Genomic DNA, 21,556 nt, shown 5'->3' on the forward strand with positions numbered 1-21,556 from the left:
TTGCTACTCGTCGTCGTCGAGGCGGGCGAGTGCCTCGCTCACCTTCTCGTTGAACGCGACTACGGCGGGGTGGGCCGCATGCGTGCTCACCTCAGCCTGGAAGTCGGTCACGTAGCGCTGGAAGCGGGAGGACTGGAGGGAGTCTCCGCCGTCGACTGCGAGACTCGCGGTGGTGACCGCGGCTTCCAAGTCACCGTCTATGAGCTGGCTCTGGGCGAGCACCATGCGGCAGAACCCCAGGGTGCGGGCGTATGCCGGGTCGGTGCTGTCGACGGCGCGCTGTGCCTGCTCGACGGCTTCCCGGCGCATCCGCAGATCACGGAAGCAGTGGCATAACTCGCCCGTGAGTTCCGCCTCGTCGAAGTAGCTTAGCCATGTCGGGTCGTCGGCGCTGTCGGCCTGTTCGAAGTGGCGTTCCGCTTCGTTCATCGCGCGGGCCGCGCCGGCCTTCTCGCCTGCGTTGGAGAGGGCGCGGGCCTCCATGGCCCAGTAGTTGGACATGGCGCGTGGGGTGGCCCGGCCCTTGGCTCCCTCGACGGCGGCGCGGGCGAGCTGGATGGCCTGGGTGTGGTTGGCGAGGTAGTTCGCCTGGTGGCTGAGGTTGCCGAGGATGCGGGCACCGAACATGCGGTCGTCGATGACCTGCGTCAGACGGAGCGTGGACGACAGGTAGCGGTGGGCGAGCCGGTGGTTCCCGGTGTCGTACGCGGTCCATGCGAGGAGCTGGGAGACCTCGGCGGCGGCACCGAATAAGGCGGTGCCCACCTTCTCGCTGTAACTGACGTCCAGCAGCGGCAGCACTTCGTGGCGGAAGTAGTGGCGCAGTGCTTTGTGGCCGTGGCCTCCGCCGTACTTGAAGTCGAGTTGCATGAACATGCCTGCGGCGTCCCTGATCGCGCGTACATCGCGCATACCGACGCGTTGGCGTCCGGGACGGTCGGCCTGGATGCCGTCGGGGCGCGCGATCATCCACGACAGAACGGCTGAACTGAGGTCGCCGTCGGTAACGATCAGTTGCTCATCTGGGGGAGGCCCGACGGTCTCGTCTGCAAGGCTGCCCAGCGTGGCGAGCACTTCGGGAACGGTGTTCGGGTAGCCGACCGGCTGAGGGGCGGCGGGCCGCGCGTGGTCGAAGAAGCCGAGATCGCCGGGCCTGATACGGCGACCGAGTTTGGTGCTCAGTACGTCCGCCATGATCGCCGCTGTCTGAGGTTGGATGCCCGCGCCGTCTCGCCATCGCTGCACGGAGACGTGAGTCGTTCCAAGGTTGATGCCGCGTGCGGCGGCGGTGTCCTTCATGCGCTTCGCAAGGCCCTTGTTCGAGACCTTTGCCTGTTCCATGACGGCGATCAACTGCGCGTTCGGCTCTCGGCTCATGCTCCCCTGCCAACCCGAGAATGACGGCGAGTGTTCATCGTGTCACAGCAGTATCAGCCTTGGGGGTTCATTGATGAACCCCCTTTGCCTTCGCCGGTGTTCACGTGAACCCCCTGGTGAACGCTCCCGGCCACGCCTGCTTCGCCGTGTACTGGCGTGCGTGAAGCAAGCGGTGCCATGCGGGCCGCGGAGCCTCGAAAGGGGAAGTCATGGATGCGGGGAAGACCGAACGGTTGGCGGGTGAGCTGGACGCGTACGCGCACTGGTTCGCGACGCCGGAGCCGTACTCGGACGGGCACTTCCTGACATTGACGCTGTTCGCTGAGTTCAGTGACACGGCGCGCGTCGCGCGCTACATGACGGCCGCGTTCCTCCGGGGTGCGGGCGCCTGTGCGGTTGTGGACGATGCTCGGCTGGTCGTCTCGGAGCTGGTCGGCAACGTGGTGAACCACGCCGTTCCGGACCGGCATCTGTCCGCCCCCGGTGGCTGCCGGCGCGTTGACCTGATCTTCAAGCTGTGGCCGAAGTGGCTGTTCATCGGTGTCGCCGACGAGGACTCGACTCCTCCGCTGCTTCCGGTGGGAGAGGCGTTCTCGTCGGGCCTGCTCGGAGAGTTGCCTGAAGCGGTGCTGCCCGACAGCGGTCGGGGGCTGCTCATCGCTCAGCGATTGGCGGCGGCGGTCTGGTGGACGCCGGAGGAACGCGGCGGAAAGACGGTTTGGGCCCGCTTTGACCTGAACGGCGAAGAAGAGCCCGTGCCCATCTGATGATCTCCGGGCCGCTGCCCTTGTTCTGCTCCTTCGCGATCGGGAGCGGGGGCGGCCCGGTAACCGGCCGGAGCTTGACCCCTCCGGCCAGGGCGCGGCTCCTCCGGGACCTCCGCGAGCTCCCCTCCCGGCCGGAGGGCCGCGCCTGACAACCACAATCCGAGACCGGGCCACCCCATCAGCCCTGGAAAGCGAAGGGTGGCCCGGCTGGGAACGCGGCGGTTCCCGGTGCCTGATGGTACCGGGGCCGTCGTGCTGCGTGTTTGCCCTGGTCCAAAGAGATTTGACGATGTGTTACCTGGATCGGGACAGAGGTGGGCAAGGTGACTGGCTCGGGTGAGAGCTGGCTGAGCGATGGGTTTGATGATGTCGCAGGGGACGACTGCGGCCTGTGGGTGCCGGGAGTCGACTACGTTTCGGGCTGGCGCACGGCGCGTGAGGCTGCCGACCGGTTGAACCGCGCGCTCCTCGGAGTGGGCTTCGAGCTGTCCGCCGTGCGGGCTGTCGCCTCGACGGACGGGGACGGGGACGGGCGCGGGGTCGTGCGGCTGGCGGGCCGGCCGGAAGCGGCTGAGTTGCTCGCCGGGCTCCTGGGGCAACTTGCCGAGGGTAGCGGCGGTGCGTCGTGAAGGGCCTTCTCGCTGGTGAGTGGCGTGCGTGGGCACGTCGCCTGCCGGAGAGACTTTGGGCGGTAGCTGCCATGGGGCGAGTGAACAGGGGGCCCTACGCTGGCCCGGCGAATCGGGCAGGCACTGGTCCTGCCCGCGTATGTGCCCGATGGGCCCCCTGTTCTTCGAGGCTCGCCCCATGGGAGCTGCCTAAAGTCTCGGAGGCCGGCGACCCCCGGCCGACCACGCCCCGGCCCGCGACTGTTCGTCGACGCTTCGGTTCCTTGGGTGGGCTGCGGTGTGGGGCGCTCGGCGACCGGACGGGACCGGCGGCCACGCCGCAAGCCCGGCCGGGGCGGCCGGGCGACCCGGCGCGCCGTAGGCGCGCCCTTGAGGAAGTGAAGGCGGTTTCGACCGATGCGCCTCGTCCCTCACGCCTGGCGGCGTCGGGCGGGCTGCTTGTCGGCGGTGATCCGGTAGGCGATTTCGGCACGGTCCGCACCGACGCGCAGTTCTTCGAGGACCAGCGGGCGTTCGTCGGTGCCGTGCGTAACGCGGGCTAGGTGCAGGATCGGGGTCGCGTCCGGGAGCTGGAGCGTGGCGCGCTCGTCGGGCAGCGGCATACGGGCGCGGACCGTCTCCGACCACCACAGGGCGTGTCCGTCCTGGGCGAGCAGCTGGTAGATCGCTGCCGGGCGCTTGCACGGCTCCTTGCTCAGCAGTGGGACGGCTTCGGCCACCTCGAAGGGGATCAGTGTGCGGTGCATGGCGCGGGTGCCGGTGCCGGGGTCGATCAGCAATCGTTCACAGCTGAAGAGCGCTTCTTCCTCGGCGAGTTGGAGCAAGCGACCCGTGGCCTTGGTGGTGCGGGCGCGGTACGTGGTCGGCTCCTCGGCCTCCTCCCACTCGTCACCGTTGGGCATGGTGAACCGGTCGTCGCTGGTGCGGCTGATACGGCGCTCGATGGTGACCGCGGGCTGACCGGCAGAGCGTACGAAACTGCCCTTGCCGTGCCGTACATCGATGAGACCTTCCGCGCGCAGTGCGGCGATCGCGTTGCGCACGGTAGGGCGGGAGACCCCGTAACGAGTGATCAGTTGGGATTCCGACGGCAACGGGGAGTCGGGCGCGAACTCGCCGGACAGGATCGCTTCGCGGATGGCGGCGGCCACCTGCTGGTAGAGAGCTCCGGGGCGCTGGATCTCCGTCATCTCGGCTTCTCCGGTTCGGTGTTGTAGGCACGTCGCACGCGCGTCATCACTCGTCAGCATAAGTAGTTGCACCCTCGCAGTGCACCACTCCATAGTCATAACTCGTAAGGACAAGTGACGTCATAATGTGATGGGCGTCCTGACTGGCCAGGGAGGCCGAAGAAACATGCAGTCCATTCCCGTGGACACGGCGCGGCTGGGCGTACTGCGGTGCGCCATCGCGCCGGAAGCGAAGATCAGCAACCCCGAGACACAGGAGGTGAAGAAGGACCGGGACGGCAACCCGGTGTTCACCGTGGCGGTCACCGTGCGGCAGGACCGGCGGCGGATCTCCGTCATCGAGATCGCGGTGACCGGCGAGCCCAAGGGCATCGAGGAAGGGCAGATCGTCAAGGTCACCGGCCTGACGGCGTTCATGTGGGCCATGGGTGACCGGCACGGTGTCAGCTTCCGAGCTGATGCGATCACCCCCGTGCACGGCGGCGCTGCCGCGCACGGCAAGGGCGGTGGTGCCTGATGGGGCCGATCCTGCTCGCCTTCGCGCTCGCGGTGCTGGCCTGGGTGCTCGTCGTCGGTGACCTGGTGCGCCGGCACCGTCCGGCCTGGCACTGGTACCTGATCGGTTACCCCGTCACCGCGTGCCGGGTGGTTCTCACCTGGCGCAAGGTCGCCATGCTCAACGACCTCGCCGTTTCCCGTCGTCCGCCCCGCGGTCTGCTCGGGGACCTAGTGGTAAAGGGCGATCCGGTCCGGCCGATCGCTCCGAGGGCATCGTTCCCGCGCGCCACCCGGCTGGGGCTGACGGTGTCCGTGCGGTTGCACGCGGGCCAGACCCCGGCGACGTACATGAAGGCGTCCGATGCTCTGGTGCACGCATGGCGGGTCCACGCGGTGCGGGTCACCTCACCGGAACGCGGTTTGGTCCTGCTGTCCGCGATGGCCACGGACCCGCTCCAGCGGCCCGGCTTAGCCACCGCTCCCGCCGAACTCCTCTCCGCACTCATCGGCGCACTGGAGAGCGGCGGCGCCTGGGTGATGAACCTGAGGCTTGTCCCGCACTGGCTCATCGCCGGGGCCACCCGCTCCGGCAAGTCCACCCTGCTGGCCCGGCTGATCACCCAGCTTGCTCCGCAGCGCGTCGCCCTGGTCGGCATCGACTGCAAGGGAGGCATGGAACTCGGCCTGTTCGCCGGGCGGCTGAGCGCCCTCGCTACCTGCCGGCGCGAAGCGGTCGCCGTGCTCTCCGCACTCGTCGTCGACATGCAGGAGCGGATGAACGCCTGCCGTACGGCCGGAGTGCGCTCGATCTGGGAGCTGCCCGACAAGCTGCGGCCCGTGCCGGTCGTCGTCCTGGTCGACGAGATCGCGGAGCTGTACCTGTCCGACGGCACCCGTGAGAGCAAGGCGGAAGCCGAACAGTGCTCCACGCTCCTGCTCCGCATTGCCCAGCTCGGAGCCGCACTCGGCCTGCACCTGGTCGTCGCCGGGCAACGTGTCGGCTCCGACCTCGGCTCCGGTGCCACCGCGCTGCGGGCCCAGCTCGGTGGTCGTATCTGCCACCGGGTCAACGATCCCGGCACGGCAGAGATGACCTTGGGTGATCTCAACAAGGACGCCGTGGCCGTAGCGCAAGCGATCACACCCGAGGAACGGGGGGTCGCAGTGTGCACCGGGCCGGACGGCGGTTGGAGCCGTGCCCGCTCGCACCTTACCCCCACTGATGAGGCCGTTGCCACGGCCCGGAAGTACTCCGCCATGACCCCGGAACTGCTCACGATCGTCCGCGCCCTGGCGGCACTGGAAGGAGAGAGCAAGTGATCGGCGAAGGTACGGCGTTCACGTTCGCGGTGATCTTCGGGATCATCACCGTCCTCCTCGTCCGCTCCCGTGACGTCCGCGCCTGGGAAGCGGTCTGTGTCGGACTCTTCGGCCTGTACCTCGGCCAGACGCCCGTGCTGTTCACCGTCCACGGTCTCGTGACCTGGGTGATCAGCGGCTTCTCCCACACCTGAGCAGGAAGGACACACCACCATGCCTATGCCTCGCGTGAGGTGCCCGCATTGCAAGGGCGACGGGGCCCGCAAGACCTGGACCGGACGGCTGCGCCGCTGCCGCGTCTGCCGGGGCACCGGGAACATTCGCTGATTCCACCCGCCCACCGGCCGAGCAAGAGAGGTGATCTCCATGACCGACCACGCGCCACCCACCATTATCCGTGCCGCTGCGGCGGCCCACCCCGGAAGGTCACCTCCATCACCCCGGACTTCACCCCGGCTGACAGGCGCGCCGTCCTCGACCGCGCGGCGCGCCTGCGCCAACTCCCCGAAGCAGACCGTGATGCCATCCGTATCGCTCAAGATCCGCACTTCTCACACTGGCTGGAACAGGTCACCGCCACCGGCGGCTGCGCCCACCCCGTCCACCTCTCCGGAGCCACCACCACCGTGGATGGGACGACCGGCGAGATCATCCGCCAGTACGACACCCGCGACGAACCCGGCGAGCGCCTCCTCGTCCGCTGCCGCAACCGCCGGGCAACCGTCTGCGCGCCCTGCTCCCGGCTCCACGCGGGCGACACCTTCCACCTGGTCCGCGCGGGCCTGATCGGCGGCAAGAATGTCCCCGCCACAGTCCGCGACCGTCCCCGGCTCTTCGTCACCCTGACCGCGCCGTCCTTCGGGCCCGTGCATCGGACCGGGGAACGCTGCCGTCCCCGCCGTGACGGCGGCACTTGCGAACACGGTCGTCTCCTCGGCTGCGGCACCGAGCACACCGCGAACGATCCTCTCGTCGGTCAGCCCCTGTGCCCCGACTGCTACGACTACACCAGCCATGTGCTGTGGCACGCGTATGCCTCCAAGCTGTGGGACCGCTTCGTCATCGACGTTCGGCGGCGCCTGGCTTCTTCGGCCGGCCTCGTACAGTCCCGCTTCGCTCACCACGCTCGGTTGTCCTTCGCGCGTGTAGCCGAGTATCAGAAGCGGGCGGCCGTCCACGTGCATGCCGTCGTCCGCCTCGACGGTCCCGGCGGACCGGCCGACGAACCCCCGTCTTGGGGCACGGCCGACCGACTTACCGGCGCCGTGCGCGCCTCCGCCGGGCGGGTCCTGGTCCGCACTCCCTACAGCCCGGCCGTGGGCGAACTGCTCCTGCGCTGGGGCGTCCAACTCGATGTTCGTCTGCTGTACGCCGACGGTGACGGGCCCGGTGATGACGCGGTCGCCGCGTACGTCGCCAAGTACGTCACCAAAGGAGCAGGCGAGACAGGCGCCGGCACCGATCACAAGGTCACCACCTGGGCCGACATCGACACGGCACCCGTGAGCGGTCACGTCCGCACCCTCATGCGCACCTGCTGGCGCCTCGGTGGCCTGCCCGAGTACGTGCCCCTGCACCTGCGCACCTGGACCCACACCCTCGGCTACCGCGGCCACATCCTCACCAAGTCCCGCGCTTACTCAACCACCTACGCGGCACTACGCGCCGAACGCGCCGAGCACGTCGGCCACGCCGACACCTCGGACGCCATCGCGGATGCGCATTGGCGTTACGTCGGCTCTGGCCACACTCCTGGCGCGGCGCTGCTAGCCGCTGGAGTAGCTGAAGACATCGCCCTCAACCGCGAGATTTCTCGCGAAGAGCGGGAGGCACTTCCGTGACGAGACGCGGAAGCGAGCAATGGGCGCGGGCCGTCGAGCGCCAGGCGGCTAAGTTCCCCACTCGCATAGGCCCGAGGAGCGCGGCGAGGCTCGCGCGGCTTCTCAGCGCTGGACGAAATGATTCGTGAAATTGACAGGTCGGAAGCGCATCGTGCTGCTGACTTAGTCAAGAGTGATCATTTCCGACCGAGTTACCCGGAGTTGACAGCGAGATTATTGGCTCTTGATGTACTACGCCTATGTCACCCAAAAGCGCACGACAGCAGACAGCCGCACAGCCTCAGCAGGGGCCCGATTCGACGCCGTACCTTCTCGGCATGCCCCGCCAGACGTTGGCTTTCAGCATTGGCGCACCCGTCGTTGTAGCCGCCTTCCTTGCTTGCACAAGCCCTGACGCTCGCCAACGGGAGGACGCTCACCGTGTGCTCGAACGCCTCTGTACTTTCCTGGAGCGAGTGACTGGAGCGTGACTAGAAGCAACTGGAAGATCTAGTCGAGAGGGTTCGGCTTGATGTCTACCCGGTCTGTGTCGAACCCCCGGCCCTTTCTTGTCGGTGGGCGGACGAACACGGCGGCGAACAAGAAGCGGTAGATCGCGTTCATCCGTGCGTAGTCCCCTGCTTTCTCCAGGCTCTCCCAGTTGGCTTCAGCGTCCGGCCCGGCGATGCCTTCCAGGACGGCAACGGGGCGCTTCACGGTCTTGCGCTGCCGCTCCTTCATCCGCTTGACGATCGGTGCGCGCATCGCCTGGAAGTCGGCGGTCGAGAAGTCGTCGTCGTTGAGCCACAGCTCCTTCAGCTCCCGGAGCTTCTCGCGGTCCTTCTCGTCGGCGATGACGTCGGGCTCCGGGCGCGTGGTTGTGGCGGGCTCGTAGCCGGTGGTGTCCAGTTTGGTCAGTACCTTGATCGCCACATCCCGAACGAACTCTTCGAGCGGCCCGGCAGAGATGGAGCGGTTGCACTTCTGCTGGTCGGTGTTGTCGCTGCGGGTGCATCGGTAGTAGGCGTACCGGCCGCCGTTCGTGCCTCCCATGCGCGCACCGCACGTGCAGGTGGCGACTCCGCGAAGGAGGTAGTTCCTAATAGGGCGCTTCTTCGTGTCCTGGTGCTGTTGGGCGCGGTACTCCCGGAGTCGCTGCACCTCGTCCCACTGCCCCCGGTCGATGATGGCCGGCCATGTTCCGACGGCCACTTCCTCGCCCAGGTGGAACCGCAGCCCGGCCACGAAGTGGGACGACAGCAGATGCCGAATGTTCTCGGGGTTCCACGCTTTGCCCTTCGACGTGGGGACTCCCCGTGCGACGAGATCTTGAGCTATGGCGTGCGGCGACTCTCCGTCCAGATAGCGGCGGTACACCTCACGAACGATCTCCGCCTCCTCCTCGACGATCGCGCGGCCGTCTCGGGTGTAGCCGTACGGTCGGTTGCCCACGTGGGGCCGGCCTTCGCGGGCGTGGTCCTTCAGGGCGTCCTTGAGGCGGCGGGACGTGTCGTCGGAGGAGCGGCACGCGTGGGCGACCTCGATGCGGAGGATGAAGCGGTCATCGGGGTCCGAGAGGTCGCGGCGGTTTGCCTCGCCGTGGAGGAGGACGCGCTTGTCGTCGGCGATGGAGAGCAGCTCTTCGAGATCTTTGGGCTGCCGCATGAGGCGGTCGGGGTGGTAGACGATGACGTGCCGGATCTCTCCGTCCGCCATCGCCGTCAGCATCGCTTCCCAACCGGGGCGCTTTCGGTCGCGCTGCCACGCCGAGCGGTTGTTGTCGACGTAGACGTGTGCCGGCTCGACGCGGAGTTGGAGGCGTTCGGCGATGTCTCGGCAGATGCGTTCCTGCCGGTCGACGCCGGTCTGGTCCTCGTCCCTGGTGTGGGAGATGCGGCAGTAGATCGCTGCGGGTTCGCCCGGTGTGATGGCGGTCCTGGCTAACTTGAGTCGGGTCATGCCAATCACTGTATGAGCGGGGTATGACATCCATCATCGTGGGCGCCGCGATCGGGGCCCTGTTCTTCAAGGAGCGGTTCGGTGCGCCGCGCATCGCGGCGGCCGGGCTGCTGGTCGTCGGGATCGGGCTGATGCTGCGCGCGGGTTAGCCCCCGGGTCCGGCGCGGGCGGGTGCACGGGAGCGGTACGAGGAGCACCCTGGAACGAGAGGATTCCGGAGGTGATCGTCATGATGCACACCGCAGTGGGATGGCATGTGGAGCTGGAGTTCATGGAGGACGACCAGCACACGCGCGCGGTCGCGATGGTCCGGCTGCCCGACGGGACCGAGGTGCGGGCCAACGGACACGCGAGCCGCCACCACACCGACGCGAATCAGCCCAGGGTCGGCGAGGAGATCGCCGGCGCACGCGCGCTGAACGAACTCGCCATGCAGATGCTGACCAAGGCGCACGGCGAGATCGACGACGCGTCGGGCCGTACCTCGCACCCGATCCACGTCTGATCAGAACGCCGGCGACCGCCGCACCGCCCGTATCAGCGCCTGGGCCCTGGGGTCCGCCGTCACCGTCCTGCGGAAGCCGTTGGTGACATAGCCGAAGGCGATGCCCGACTCCGGGTCGGCGAAGCCGAGGGAGCCGCCGCGGCCGGGGTGGCCGAAGGAGCCCGGGGCCAGGAAGGGGGAGGCGCTGCCGTGCAGCATGTAGCCGAGCCCGAAGCGGGTGCCGACCACCAGGACACGGTCGGGGCCCGCAGACTCCTCGGCGCGTGCGCGCTCGACGGTGGCCGGGTCGAGGAGGCGGACGCCGTCGACCGGGCCGATCAGTGAGGCGTAGAACCGGGCCAGTCCGTCCGCCGTCGCGACCCCGTTCGCGGCGGGCAGGGCCGCCGCCCGGAACGCGGGGTCGTTCTGGTCCGGGAAGGGAGTGATCGCGGCGAAGGCGCGGCGGGCGAGGGAGGACGGGTCGGCGTAGGCCTCGGTGACCGAGCGCTTGGGTCGGGCGCGGAGGGCCCCGGACGGCTCGGGCCCCTCGATCCCGCCGACCGTGCCGACGCGGTGGGCCTGCGTCTCCGGCAGCCCCACCCACAGGTCCAGGCCCAGGGGAGCGGCGATCTCCGCCGCGATCCACTCGCCGGAACCCCGGCCCGTGAGGCGTCGCACCAGTTCGTCGAGCAGCCAGCCGTAGGTCAGCGCGTGGTAGCCGTGGTCCGTGCCCGGCTCCCACACGGGGGCCTGGGCGGCCACCGCCTCGGCGGCCCGCTGCGGGTCGGCCGCCTCCCGGAGCGTCAGCGGGCGGTCGAGGACCGGCAGCCCGGCACGGTGGCTGAGCACGTGACGGACCAGCAGCCGCTCCTTGCCGTGCGCCTTGAACTCCGGCCAGTACTGGCCGACCGGCGCGTCCAGGTCCAGCTCGCCGCGCTGGTGCAGCAGCAGGAGCACGGCGGCGGCGACTCCCTTGGTCGCCGAGCGCACGACCTGTGCGGTGCCGCGCCGCCACGGCTCCGCGCCGTCGACGTCCTTCACCCCGGCCCACAGGTCGACGACCCTGCGCCCGTCCCGGTACACGGCGACCGCCGCACCCCGGTCCCCGAGCGCCTCGAAGTTCCGGGCGAACGCCTCCCGGACCGGCTCGAAACCTTCGGCCACTGTGCCGTGCACGTCGACGTCCACGTTCCTGTCGGTCCTTCCGCTCGCCTGTGACAGTGGGTGCAACCGTGCCGGTCCGCCTGCGATTCCTGGGCGGAGCCGACCCGACGCGATCGTTACGACATCACGAACGGCCCGGCGCGGCCGGCACCGAGCGCGGATCGAAACCGTACGGCAGCTCCAGGCGGTGGGCGCGCATCAGCTCGTCGTCGGCGAGCAGCTCGGCCGTGGCACCGTCCGCCGCGATCACCCCGTCGCTGAGCACCAGCGAGCGCGGGCACAGCTCCAGGGCGTAGGGCAGGTCGTGGGTGACCATCAGCACGGTGACGTCCAGGGAGCGCAGGATGTCGGCGAGTTCCCGGCGGGAGGCCGGGTCCAGGTTGGACGACGGCTCGTCCAGGACCAGGATCTCCGGCTCCATCGCGAGCACGGTCGCCACGGCCACCCGGCGCCGCTGGCCGAAGGAGAGGTGGTGCGGCGGGCGGTCCTTGAACTCCGCCATGCCGACCCGGCCCAGCGCCCGGTCCACCCGCTGCTCCAGCTCGGCCCCCTTCAGCCCGGCCGCCGCCGGACCGAACGCCACGTCCTCGCGCACCGTCGGCATGAAGAGCTGGTCGTCCGGGTCCTGGAAGACGATGCCGACCCGGCGCCGGATCTCGGCCATGTGCCGCTTGCCGACCTCGAGACCGGCCACCCGCACCGTGCCCGTGCCGCCGGTCAGGATGCCGTTGAGGTGGAGGACGAGGGTGGTCTTGCCGGCGCCGTTCGGGCCGAGCAGCGCCACCCGTTCGCCGCGCGCGATCGAGAAGTCGACGCCGAACAGGGCCTGGTGGCCGTCGGGGTAGGCGAAGGCGAGGCCGGAGACCTCCAGCGAAGCAGTACTCACAGGGTCCATCCCAGCAGACAGACGACGAGGGCGGCACAGGGGAGGGCGAGGGCGTACGACCACTGCGCCCGGGACGCGGTCACCTCGTCGATCACCGGCATCGAACCGGCGTATCCGCGGCTGACCATGGCCAGGTGCACCCGCTCGCCGCGTTCGTAGGAGCGGATGAACAGCGCGCCCGCCGACTTCGCGAGCACGCCCCAGTGCCGCACCCCGCGCGCCTCGAAGCCGCGGGACTCGCGGGCGATCCTCATGCGCCGCATCTCGTCGGTGATGACATCGCCGTAGCGGACCATGAAGGACGCGATCTGCACCAGCAGCGGCGGGAGCCTCAGCCGCTCGAGGCCGAGCAGCAGTTCGCGCAGCTCGGTGGTGGAGGCGAGGAGGACGGAGGCGGCCACGCCCAGGGTGCCCTTGGCGAGGACGTTCCAGGCGCCCCACAGCCCGTTGACGCTCAGTGACAGCCCGAGGACGCCGACCCGCTCGCCCTCCGCCACGAACGGCAGCAGCACGGCGAAGGCGACGAACGGGACCTCGATCAGCAGCCGCTTGAGCAGGAACCCGGCCGGGACGCGGGCGGTGTACGCGACGAGGCCGAGCAGTCCGGCGTACGCGGCGAACGCCCACATCGCCTCGCGCGGGGTCGACACCACGACCACGACGAAGGCGAGGACGGCGGCGAGTTTGGTGTGCGGCGGCAGGGCGTGCACGGGCGAGTGCCCGTGCCGGTACAGCTTGTGCGCGTGGCCCGCACCCATGTCAGACACCCACGTCGGTGGGTGATCCGGAGTCGGCCTCGGCGGCCGTGCGCCTGTCGTCCGTGCGCCGCCTGCGGACCACCCAGAACACGCCGCTGCCCGCGACGACCGTCACGCCGACTCCGATCACGCCCGCGAGGCCGCCGGAGAGCCGGGCGTCGTCGACGTCCTCGACGCCGTAGTCGGCCAGCGGGGAGTCGGCGAGCGCGTGCTCCTCCGCCTTCTGGTCGATGCCGTGGTCGGTGGCGACCTTCTCCAGGCCGTCGGGGTTCGCGGAGGCGTAGAAGCTGACGAACCCGGCGAGGACCAGCGACGTGACCAGACCGGTGATCCAGACCGTGCGCCGGGAGCGGGCGGCGACGGGGACGGGCTCCGGCTCCGAGGTGGCCGGGGCGTCGACCAGTTCGCCGTTCACCCGCAGCTTCAGCCTCTGCCGCAGCCCGCGTGCCCCGTGCACCAGGTCCGGGCGCACGGCGACGACCGCGCCGACGGTCAGGGCGGTGATCACGGCCTCGCCGACGCCGATGAGGACGTGCACGCCCACCATGGCGGTGGCGACCTTGCCCAGGGAGACGTCTGTGGTGCCGCCCACGGCGTAGAGGAGCGTGAAGACGACCGCGGAGGCCGGGACGGAGACCAGCGCGGCGACGAAGGCCGCGGCGGTCACCGAGCGGCGCGTGCGGGGCAGCACCTTCACCAGGCCGCGGAAGAGCGCGTAGGCGACGATCGTCGTGGTGATCGCCATGGTGGTGATGTTCACGCCGAGCGCGGTCAGTCCGCCGTCGGCGAAGAGGACGGCCTGCATCAGCAGGACGACGGAGACGCAGAGGACCCCGGTGTAGGGGCCGACGAGTATCGCGGCGAGGGCGCCGCCCAGCAGATGGCCGCTGGTACCCGCCCCGACGGGGAAGTTCAGCATCTGCACGGCGAAGATGAACGCCGCCACCAGGCCTGCCAGCGGGGCCGTCCGCTCTCCCCCACTCCCGGCAGCGCTCGAGCGGGAGGTGCCCCCGAGTTCCCTGCGCGCGCCGCGCAGGCTCACGGCGATCGCGCCGGCGGCGGCGAGTCCGGCCGCGGCGGACACGGGGGCGTTGATGAATCCGTCAGGTGCGTGCACGGATTCGATGATGTGGCCTGTTGCGAGTCTTTTGCAAGAGCGAGTGGCTCGTCCCGCCCGGCGTCCATCTCATATGTGATGTCCGCCTCCCGGACGCGCGGATTCCGGAAACGATGCACGATTGCACCGGGGGTGGGTATACGGATTGCACGCCTTTCATGCACAGAGGGACGCAGCGTAAGGGGCCCACCGATGTCCGTTGTCGAGCAGTACGCGCGAGTCCACATCGTCACGGATGCGGATCCCCGTCTCGAGGACCGCGGGGCCGTCCCCGTGGTGCTGCGCTACGACCCCGAGTCCGACCCCCGGCGCGTGCGCGTGGGGCTGCCCGGGACCGTGCCCCGGGAGTGGGCCGTCGAGCGGGACCTGCTGGAACGGGGCCTGCGCGCGCCCGTGGCCAGCGGCGGCATACGGGTGTGGCCGTGCGGCCGGGTGCAGGCCGTGGTGGAGTTCCACGCCCCGCAGGGCGTCTCGGTGGTGGAGTTCGAGACGAAGACCCTGACCCGGTTCCTGCGCCGCACGTACGCCGCCGCCGCGGAGCCGGTCGCGCACTGACCCGTCCGGCCCCGGCCGGGTTCAGCCGCCGTTCTTCAGCAGCTCCGCCACGATCGGTCCGGCCGTCGAGCCGCCGTGGCCGGCCGCCTGCACCACACCGGCGGCCGCCAGGTCGCCGCGGTACGCGGTGAACCAGCCGTTGGGCTTCTTCTGCCCGTCGACCTCGGCCGACCCGGTCTTCGCGCCCCGGTCACCGCTCACCCCGGCCATCGCCTCCGCCGCCGTGCCGTAGGAGGCGGTGTACGACATCAGCTCCCGCAGCTGCGCCAGCGTGCCGGCCGACAGGGTGCGCGAGGCCGTCGCCACCCGGCGCCCGTCGACTTCCGGCGAGACCAGGTACGGCTGGTGGAACACGCCCGCCTTGACCGTCGCCGCCACCGACGCCATGTTCAGCGGGTTCATCCGCACCCCGCCCTGTCCGATCAGGGAGGCCCCCATCGGGGCCGCCGACTGCACCGGCACCGAGCCGTCGAAGGTCGGCACGCCGACCTGCCAGTCGTTCAGCCCCAGCCCGAACACCTGCTGGGCCTGCTTGGTCAGGTCGTCGTTCTTCAGCTCGGGCGCCTGGCTGATGAAGGCCGTGTTGCAGGAGCGCGCGAAGCTCGCCTTGAACGTGCCGTCCTTGATCTCGAACTTGTCGTCGTTCTGGAACTTCCAGCCGCCGTAGCTGAAGTACTTCGGGCACGGGTGCTTCTCGTCCATCGAGGCGAGCCCCTTCTCGATCAGCATCGAGGCGGTGATCACCTTCATCGTGGAGCCCGGGGCCAGCGACCCCTGGAACGCGGTGTTGAAACCCCGCGAGGAGTTCGCCACCGCGAGGATCTCGCCGGTCGACGGGCGCAGCACCACCACCGACGCCCGCTTCTTCTTCGCCACCTGCGCCTCGGCGGCGGCCTGCAGGGACGGGTTCAGCGTGGTCCTCACCGTGCCGGGCGTGCCCTCGCTCAGCTCCAGCAGGGTCTTGTCGGACAGCTTGGCCTTCTCCGACTCCTTGCCGCGCACGATGCGCAGCTCGACGCCGGCCTCGCCGCCCGCCTTCTCGCCGTACTTCTCCCGCAGTCCGTCCAGCACCGACCCGAGGGAGGGGTACTTCCCGGTGGTCAGCTCACCGCCGTCCCGGTCCAGCGCCTTGACCGGCGGGGTGCCCGCCTCGCCGGTGACCAGCCTGTCGCCCTCCTGGAGGCCGGGGTGCACGACGGACGGCTTCCACTGGACCAGCGGCTCCCCGTCCCCGGCCCGGCGCACGACGGTCAGCGCGCTGTCGTACGCCAGCGGCTTGCCGGCCTCCTCGTACGACACCGTGCCCTTGACGGAGAAGGGCACCTCGGCGCCGGTGGCGGTGCCCGGGGTGAGGGTGACGGCCCCGATCCGGGCGTCCTTGGCGTACGAGGTCAGCAGGGCGGCGGCGGCCTCCGGGTCGTCCGTGGCGGCGGCGGCCTCGCTCACCTTGCCCGACGCCCAGGCGGTGAGGAAACGCCCGGCCGCGGTGGTGACCTCGTCGGCGGACAGCGGGCCGGTCCTGACGTCGTCCCGCGCGGAGGCGGTGCGGGTGCCGTCGTCGGCGGCGGCACCGCCCCCGAGCAGCGCGTAGGCGCCGAAACCGCCTCCCCCGACGACCACGGCGATCACTGCGCCGACCACGGCGGGCTTCGTCTTCCGCCGCTCACCGGCGCGCACTCTGTTCCCCACTGCTGTCCGTTCCTCCGCTGCCCGCCGGGCTCCCCGTGACCCGCGTGGCTCTCGTGGCGCCCATGACCCCCTGGCCCCCCGCGGCGCTCAGGTGCGCCACGACGGCCACCACCCTAGAGTCCCGCCCGGGACATGACGCGATCAGCCTCCTGCTCGTAGCACGGCTGCGACAATCGGACCGGCCGCGTCGCCGCCGTGGCCGCCCTGCTGGGCCATGGCCGCCGCCGCGACGTCGCCCCGGAAGCCGGTGAACCAGCTGTCCGACGTGGCGTTGCCGTCGACCTCGGCCGACCCGGTCTTGGCGCCGATGTCGCCGTCGAGGCCGGCCATGGCCTCCTGCCCGGTGCCCTGGGTGGCGGTCAGCCGCATCATCTGCTTGAGCTGGGCGGCGGTGCCCGCCGGCAGGCCCTTGGCCCGCGCGAGCTGCCGGCCGTCGAGGTCCGGGGAGACGAGGTAGGGCTGACGGAAGGCGCCGGTGATGGCGGTGGCCGTCACCGAGGCCATGGTCAGCGGGTTCATCTGCACCTGGCCCTGGCCGATGGCGTTCGCCGCGCGGTCCGGGCCGCTGACGGCGGGGACGCTGCCGTCGAAGGAGGCGATGCCGGTCTTCCAGTCGTCCCGGCCTAGCCCGAACCGCTCCTGCGCCTCCCGGGTGAGGGAGTCCGCGGTGAGCGGCTGCTCGTCGACCAGCTTGACGAAGGCCGTGTTGCAGGAGCGCTGGAAGCTGTCGGCGAGGGTGGCGCTCTCGTTCGGCTCCATGCCGGTGAGGTTCTTGAAGGTCTGGCTCTGCCACACCGCGGAGGGCGGACAGGGCGCCGGGCCGTTCATCGAGGTCACGCCGTTGTCCATCAGCATCGCCGCGGTGACGATCTTCATGGTGGAGCCGGGGGCGACCTGCCCCTGGAAGGCCGCGTTGAACCCGTCCTCACGGTGGTTGGCCACCGCCAGCACCTCGCCGGTGCTCGGCTTCACGGCCACCACCGACGACTCGGCGAACCCCTTCACCGCCTTCTCGGCCGCCGTCTGCACTCCGGCGCTGAGGGTGGTGCGCAGCGTGCCGGGTTCGCCCTCGGCGAGGGTCAGCAGCGGGGTGTCGGCGGCGGCCTCGCCCGTGGCCCCCTCGGCGTGCCTGATCACCAGCTCCACGCCGGGTCTGCCGCCCGCCTGCGCGCCGTACTTCTCGCGCAGGGTGTCCAGGACCGGACCGAGCGAGGGGTACTTCTCCTTCGTCAGCACCGTGCCGTCGCGGTCCACGGCCTCGATCGGCGGCTGCGCGGACTCCTCGGTGACGAGGGTGTCGCCGTCCTTCAGGTCCGGGTGCGCGACGGACGGTTTCCAGTCGACCAGCGCCCGCCCGGTGGTCTTCCCGCGCACGACGGTCAGCTCGCTGTCGTAGCGCAGCGGCTTCGACTTCCCCTCGTGGCTGACGGCCGCCTTCACGGTGAACGGCACGGTGGTGCCGGTGGCCGTGCCCGGCGTGATCTCGACGGCGCCGATGTGCGCCTCCTCGCCGTAGCCCGACAGCAGCAGGCCGGCCTCCTGCGCGTTGTTCGTGTACGACGCCGCCCGGTCCGCCTGCCCCTTCTCCCACGCCGCGAAGAACGCCTCGGCCGTCTTCCTGACCTCGTCCCCGTCCGGCGGCCCCGACCTCTTCGTCTCCGACGCGCCGCCGCCTCCGTCACCGCTCACGGCCGACACGATGTTGTAGGCCCCGTACCCGGCCCCTCCCACCATCACCGCGAACACACCGCCTATGACGGCGGCCTTGACCCCCTTGCCCATCGGGCGATCCCCTCCCCCGTCGCGCCCCACGTCTTCTGAACGTGTTCAGAAAGCCCGACGCGTGAGCACTCTAAGCGGCGGAAGTGCCGACCGGGACGTCTGTTTCCGTTTATTGTCCGAACGGAGACCGGGCCCGGCGCGATCCGGCCATCACCGGTGCCCTCCACCCAGGTATCCAGCCACATCCGCGACCGCCGCTGTCATGCGGTCCTCCGGGGTGGGAAGGCGAGGGCGGTCCAGGACCTGTGGTGAGCAGGGCCGCGCATGCCGCACATGGGTGCCCTTCGGGGTAGCCGGCCGGCATGGCGGATGAGGCACGGAACGGCGGTGCTGAGCCCCGATCGGCTCGGTCACGCCGGGGATCACGGCTGCGGAGATTCGCCGTCGCCCTGGTGGTCTACGGGCGTTGCGCGGTGCTCGCGCGGGTCCTGACCGGACAGTCGTGGGGCAGCGCACTCTCGTTGGCCGTCGGACTTGCCGCGGGCTGGGTGGTGACGCAGGAGTTCTGGCCGCCCCCGAACCCCCGGCGAGGGCGGCGCCGTAGTCACTGAGCGTCAGCCGTGAAAGCGGCTCGGTTCGAGCGTGGCCTGCGGCACGGCACTTTCGGTGGCGACGTAGTGCTTGCAGGAACAGCGTCCATCCGGAGCGGGCACACTGAGCAGTGCGGTCAGGAGATCACGAGCTCTTGACTGCCGATGTGCGCGTGCACCTGGTAATTCTCATGGGTGGTGCAGCTGGAGTCGTAGCACTCGTGTGTGCTGGTGTGGCAGGGCAGCCCCGTGGTCCTCAGCAGAAAGTCCTCCGACCGCAACCTTTCCGTCCACGTCCTTCCCGCGACCACGAAGTCGATCAGGAGGTCCCAGGTCACCGAGGATGCGACCGCCGTGGCTCTGAGGTGGACGACGATGCTCTCGCCTGGCGAAACGGTGATCACCTGGTTCTCGAACCAGGCGGACGCCGGCTGGTCGCTGTCCAAGTCCATCTCCATCCGGAGCGGCTCCTCACCCCCTCCCAGCCCGACTGTGACAAACGTCCCGGTCAGCACATTCGTCCTGGCGCGGACGTCGGCACGCATGGCGGTCACGACTGCCGGGAGCTCCGCTCCCTGGAGCGTGATGCGCCGCTCGGTGACATTGACCTCGGCGCCTCCAAGGTCGTAGAGGTATCGGTCGATCGCTCGGTACCCGTCTCCCGGGGACCGTTTCGATCGAGCCGCTTTGGTAGCGCGTCCGGCGTCCGCTCGGGTCAGGGGACCGGGCAGCGCCCAGCAGGCGCCGACTGGCTGGACCTGCAGGTGCCGCGGCTTTGCGATGTTGATGTCCACCGCACGGCGGCGGAGGATCCGGGCGGCCAGCTGGGGCGTGGCCAGGATGCCGGCAAGGCCCGCGACGGCCAGGGCAGCGATCGTCCACGTCCATCGGTCAGGGCCGTCTTCTGACGCCCAGTTGACGAACAGGCCAAGGGCAACGGTCGCTACCGTCGTCGCTGCCAGCCCTAAACCCAGCCCCGATCTTCGCACCGCGATCTCCGTTCACCCGCTCGAATCAGCACCCTACTGGTGGCATGTCTCATCTGAAGGTGAATGTCGGTATCCGCTGCTCCCGGTAGTGGCGGTCCATTCACCGCCCGAGATGAAGCTGAAAATGCCTTCCCCAGGCGTCCTTCGGCGGGGGCTTGGCGGGGAAGCCGCCTGCTCAACGGAGGTATAGCCAGCCCGCTGTAGATCTGCCGATTTCTACCGCGCCCCCGTGGGGCGTCTGTCCAGCTAGACCCACGTGTCCAGCCACATCCGCGAGCGCCAGTCGTCGATCGGGATGGGGGTGCCGGTGAAGATGGGCCAGAAGTAGATGAAGTTCGCGTGATCCGGCCCGGTGAGGCCCCGACCAGGGCGTTTGCCTCTGGCCGGGGCCGAATCAGGCGGCTTGGGCCGTCTCTGGGCCGTGATCTTGAGGATCGGACGCCAGATAGAGGCTGTCGACGGCCTTCCGGGTGCGCCCCTCACTGCTCGGCATCAGGTGCGTGTACGTCCGGAGGGTGAAGCCCGGATCGCTGTGACCGAGGTACTGGCTCAGGGCCCGGATGTTCTCGCCGGCGTCCAGCAGCACGGAGGCGTAGAAGTGCCTGAGCGCGTGCATTCCGTGCTCGCGCGCGGACGCGTAGCGCTCGCCCGGCTTCGCCTCGGGGATGATGCCGGCGGCGGCCAGGGCGGGCTTCCAGTGGTGATCGTTGAAGACGCTCACGCGTACGTGGTTGCCCTCGACCCCGCTGAAGATGAGCCGCTTGGTCACGAGAGGGCCGTCCGGCGTACGCCACGGAAGCGTCACGTCGATCGGTTCGCACTCCTTCGAGTGCTCCCGGAGCACGGTCGCCACAGCCTTGGGAAGCGGTACGTCCCGGACCTTGCCGCCCTTGGGGAGGGCGAACACGTACTTGCCCCGGATCCGCTTGAGTTGGTGGCCCACGGCCAGCCATCCGCCCTTGAGGTCGAGTTCGTCAATGGCCAGACCGAAGATCTCGCCCTGCCGCAGACCGCATCCTGCCCCGGCATCGACGGCGGCCTGATAGCGCCGGGGGAGGGCGGCGCGTACGCCGAAGACCTGCTCTGCCGTCCACGGGACGACGCGCGGCTTACCGGCCTTCGGGAGCTGCACCGTGCGGGCCCGGCAGGGGTTCTTGCTGAGTAGCCCGTCGTCGCCCGCGCTCAGCGCTGCGGAGACGGTGCCCACGATGATGCGCCGGTGCGACTCCGCCGGCACCGTGGCTTCAAGGGCGGCGATCCAGGTACGGATGTGCTCGGGCTTGAAGGAGCCGAGCGGCCGTGAACCGATGTGGGGATAGGCGTGCAGCCGAAGTCGACGCTCCGCGGCCTCACGGCTGTTGATCTCGCCGGTGTGCGTCTGCACCCAGCGTTCCGCGTACTGCCGGAACGTCGTCCGGGAGGCTCGCGGGTCGACGTACTGACCACGCGACATGTCCGCCTCGATGTGCGCAAGCCACTGCTTGGCGAGCCGCAGCTCCTTGTCACGGAAGGACTTGCTCTTCTCGGTGCCGTCCGGGCCGGCGTACCGGGCGCGGTAGCGGAGGCCCGTTCCGTGACGGTCGGTCTTGGCCTTGACGGGCTTCCCGTTGGCGTCGGTTTCGGTCTTGTACCAGCGGTCTTGGATGTGGCCTGCCATGGGGCGGCGATCCTCTCTCAACAGACAGCAGGGAGAGCCGCGCACGGCGGCTCTCCCTGCTGTCTGCGGTGGTGTCTGACTAGGCGGCGGTGGCGCTGTTCTTGAGGCCGGTGACGTAGGCGCGTACGTCGGCGGGGTCGTAGCGGAGGTGCTTGCCGATGCGGAAGCCGGGCGGGCCGGTGCGCTTCTTGCGCCACTGGTAGACGGTCTCCAGGGGTACCTCGAACATCTCGGCGATGTCGGCGGGGGTGAGGTACCGGTCGGGGAGGCCGCCCCGGAGAGTGGCGCGGGGGTCGGGGTCTGTCGGCTGTGCCATAGGAACTCCAAGCGGGGAGAGCATGGCCGCCTCTGTCCGAGGTGCGGAATCCTGCGTCATCGCGTCACC

At 69.8% G+C, this 21,556-nt stretch carries 20 protein-coding genes and 1 pseudogene; 9 read left to right on the forward strand and 12 right to left on the reverse strand.

All coding sequences use genetic code 11. From position 1 onward, the window contains the following. Nucleotides 1-3 precede the first annotated feature (3 nt). Nucleotides 4-1,377: a sporulation protein gene (locus F1615_RS11440; RefSeq protein WP_149548798.1), complete on the reverse strand. Its 1,374-nt coding sequence runs from the start codon at nt 1,375-1,377 to the stop codon at nt 4-6. Nucleotides 1,378-1,586: 209 nt separating this feature from the next. Between F1615_RS11440 and F1615_RS11445 the strand changes: the two genes are divergently transcribed. Continuing rightward, nucleotides 1,587-2,144 (forward strand): ATP-binding protein, encoded by a 558-nt coding sequence (locus F1615_RS11445; RefSeq protein WP_149548799.1) that lies wholly within the window; start codon nt 1,587-1,589, stop codon nt 2,142-2,144. Nucleotides 2,145-2,467: 323 nt separating this feature from the next. Then, nucleotides 2,468-2,773, forward strand: coding sequence for a hypothetical protein (locus tag F1615_RS11450; RefSeq protein WP_167533718.1), 306 nt, complete (start codon nt 2,468-2,470; stop codon nt 2,771-2,773). 410 nt (nt 2,774-3,183) lie between these two features. Here the strand turns inward: F1615_RS11450 and F1615_RS11455 are convergent, their stop codons facing one another. Next, nucleotides 3,184-3,963 carry a GntR family transcriptional regulator gene (locus F1615_RS11455; RefSeq protein ID WP_149548801.1) on the reverse strand — a complete coding sequence of 260 codons (780 nt, stop codon included), beginning with the start codon at nt 3,961-3,963 and terminating at the stop codon, nt 3,184-3,186. A 166-nt stretch (nt 3,964-4,129) separates the two neighbouring features. Here F1615_RS11455 and F1615_RS11460 point away from each other — a divergent pair, with 166 nt between their 5' ends. The 4 genes from F1615_RS11460 to F1615_RS11475 all read left to right on the forward strand — a co-directional run bounded on the left by F1615_RS11460 (nt 4,130) and on the right by F1615_RS11475 (nt 7,622). Then, the gene (locus tag F1615_RS11460) at nt 4,130-4,480 is read left to right on the forward strand and encodes a hypothetical protein (RefSeq protein WP_031062985.1); all 351 of its coding nucleotides are present in this window, start codon (nt 4,130-4,132) and stop codon (nt 4,478-4,480) included. Beyond that, nucleotides 4,480-5,781, forward strand: coding sequence for an FtsK/SpoIIIE domain-containing protein (locus F1615_RS11465; protein WP_149548802.1), 1,302 nt, complete (start codon nt 4,480-4,482; stop codon nt 5,779-5,781). Before F1615_RS11460 ends, F1615_RS11465 begins: the two co-directional genes overlap by 1 nt. Then, nucleotides 5,778-5,975, forward strand: a complete 198-nt coding sequence (locus F1615_RS11470) for a hypothetical protein (protein WP_149548803.1) — start codon at nt 5,778-5,780, stop codon at nt 5,973-5,975. The genes F1615_RS11465 and F1615_RS11470 overlap by 4 nt, the downstream gene beginning before the upstream one ends. A 297-nt stretch (nt 5,976-6,272) precedes the next feature. Next, on the forward strand, nt 6,273-7,622 hold the full coding sequence (locus F1615_RS11475) for a replication initiator (RefSeq protein ID WP_149548959.1): 1,350 nt from the start codon (nt 6,273-6,275) through the stop codon (nt 7,620-7,622). Nucleotides 7,623-8,111: 489 nt separating this feature from the next. Here F1615_RS11475 and F1615_RS11480 read toward each other — a convergent pair whose 3' ends face one another. Further along, nucleotides 8,112-9,560 (reverse strand): recombinase family protein, encoded by a 1,449-nt coding sequence (locus F1615_RS11480; RefSeq protein WP_149548804.1) that lies wholly within the window; start codon nt 9,558-9,560, stop codon nt 8,112-8,114. 26 nt (nt 9,561-9,586) lie between these two features. Here F1615_RS11480 and F1615_RS11485 point away from each other — a divergent pair. Next, nucleotides 9,587-9,709 (forward strand): annotated as a pseudogene (locus F1615_RS11485) (EamA family transporter); the annotation flags it as partial. A gap of 80 nt (nt 9,710-9,789) precedes the next feature. Then, nucleotides 9,790-10,065 carry a DUF1876 domain-containing protein gene (locus F1615_RS11490; RefSeq protein ID WP_149548805.1) on the forward strand — a complete coding sequence of 92 codons (276 nt, stop codon included), beginning with the start codon at nt 9,790-9,792 and terminating at the stop codon, nt 10,063-10,065. Here the strand turns inward: F1615_RS11490 and F1615_RS11495 are convergent, their stop codons facing one another. The 4 genes from F1615_RS11495 to F1615_RS11510 all read right to left on the reverse strand — a co-directional run bounded on the left by F1615_RS11495 (nt 10,066) and on the right by F1615_RS11510 (nt 13,969). Further along, the gene (locus F1615_RS11495; protein ID WP_149548806.1) at nt 10,066-11,232 is read right to left on the reverse strand and encodes a serine hydrolase domain-containing protein; all 1,167 of its coding nucleotides are present in this window, start codon (nt 11,230-11,232) and stop codon (nt 10,066-10,068) included. It abuts the gene before it with no gap. 100 nt (nt 11,233-11,332) lie between these two features. Next, nucleotides 11,333-12,103: an energy-coupling factor ABC transporter ATP-binding protein gene (locus F1615_RS11500; RefSeq protein ID WP_149548807.1), complete on the reverse strand. Its 771-nt coding sequence runs from the start codon at nt 12,101-12,103 to the stop codon at nt 11,333-11,335. Beyond that, nucleotides 12,091-12,852, reverse strand: coding sequence for a cobalt ECF transporter T component CbiQ (cbiQ, locus tag F1615_RS11505; protein ID WP_149548808.1), 762 nt, complete (start codon nt 12,850-12,852; stop codon nt 12,091-12,093). Before cbiQ ends, F1615_RS11500 begins: the two co-directional genes overlap by 13 nt. A gap of 1 nt (nt 12,853) precedes the next feature. Beyond that, nucleotides 12,854-13,969: an energy-coupling factor ABC transporter permease gene (locus F1615_RS11510; RefSeq protein WP_149548809.1), complete on the reverse strand. Its 1,116-nt coding sequence runs from the start codon at nt 13,967-13,969 to the stop codon at nt 12,854-12,856. Between the two features lie 192 nt (nt 13,970-14,161). Here F1615_RS11510 and F1615_RS11515 point away from each other — a divergent pair, with 192 nt between their 5' ends. Next, entirely contained in the window at nt 14,162-14,524 is a 363-nt protein-coding gene (locus F1615_RS11515; protein WP_149548810.1) for an SsgA family sporulation/cell division regulator, read from the forward strand. 21 nt (nt 14,525-14,545) lie between these two features. Here the strand turns inward: F1615_RS11515 and F1615_RS11520 are convergent, their stop codons facing one another. From F1615_RS11520 to F1615_RS11545, 5 genes are all read right to left on the reverse strand, one after another. Continuing rightward, complete coding sequence (locus F1615_RS11520) at nt 14,546-16,213, reverse strand: penicillin-binding transpeptidase domain-containing protein (RefSeq protein WP_149548811.1); 1,668 nt, start codon at nt 16,211-16,213, stop codon at nt 14,546-14,548. A gap of 141 nt (nt 16,214-16,354) precedes the next feature. Further along, nucleotides 16,355-17,995, reverse strand: coding sequence for a penicillin-binding transpeptidase domain-containing protein (locus tag F1615_RS11525; RefSeq protein WP_149548812.1), 1,641 nt, complete (start codon nt 17,993-17,995; stop codon nt 16,355-16,357). 667 nt (nt 17,996-18,662) lie between these two features. Then, entirely contained in the window at nt 18,663-19,319 is a 657-nt protein-coding gene (locus tag F1615_RS11530) for a hypothetical protein (RefSeq protein ID WP_149548813.1), read from the reverse strand. Nucleotides 19,320-19,908: 589 nt separating this feature from the next. Then, a complete protein-coding gene (locus F1615_RS11540; RefSeq protein ID WP_149548815.1) occupies nt 19,909-21,171 on the reverse strand; it encodes a tyrosine-type recombinase/integrase in 1,263 nt (420 codons plus the stop codon). 79 nt (nt 21,172-21,250) lie between these two features. Beyond that, nucleotides 21,251-21,487 carry a helix-turn-helix domain-containing protein gene (locus F1615_RS11545; RefSeq protein ID WP_149548816.1) on the reverse strand — a complete coding sequence of 79 codons (237 nt, stop codon included), beginning with the start codon at nt 21,485-21,487 and terminating at the stop codon, nt 21,251-21,253. Between the last annotated feature and the right edge of the window lie 69 nt (nt 21,488-21,556).

This window comes from Streptomyces marokkonensis, assembly GCF_008312835.1.
In the GTDB taxonomy this organism is placed as follows: Bacteria; Actinomycetota; Actinomycetes; order Streptomycetales; family Streptomycetaceae; genus Streptomyces; species Streptomyces marokkonensis_A.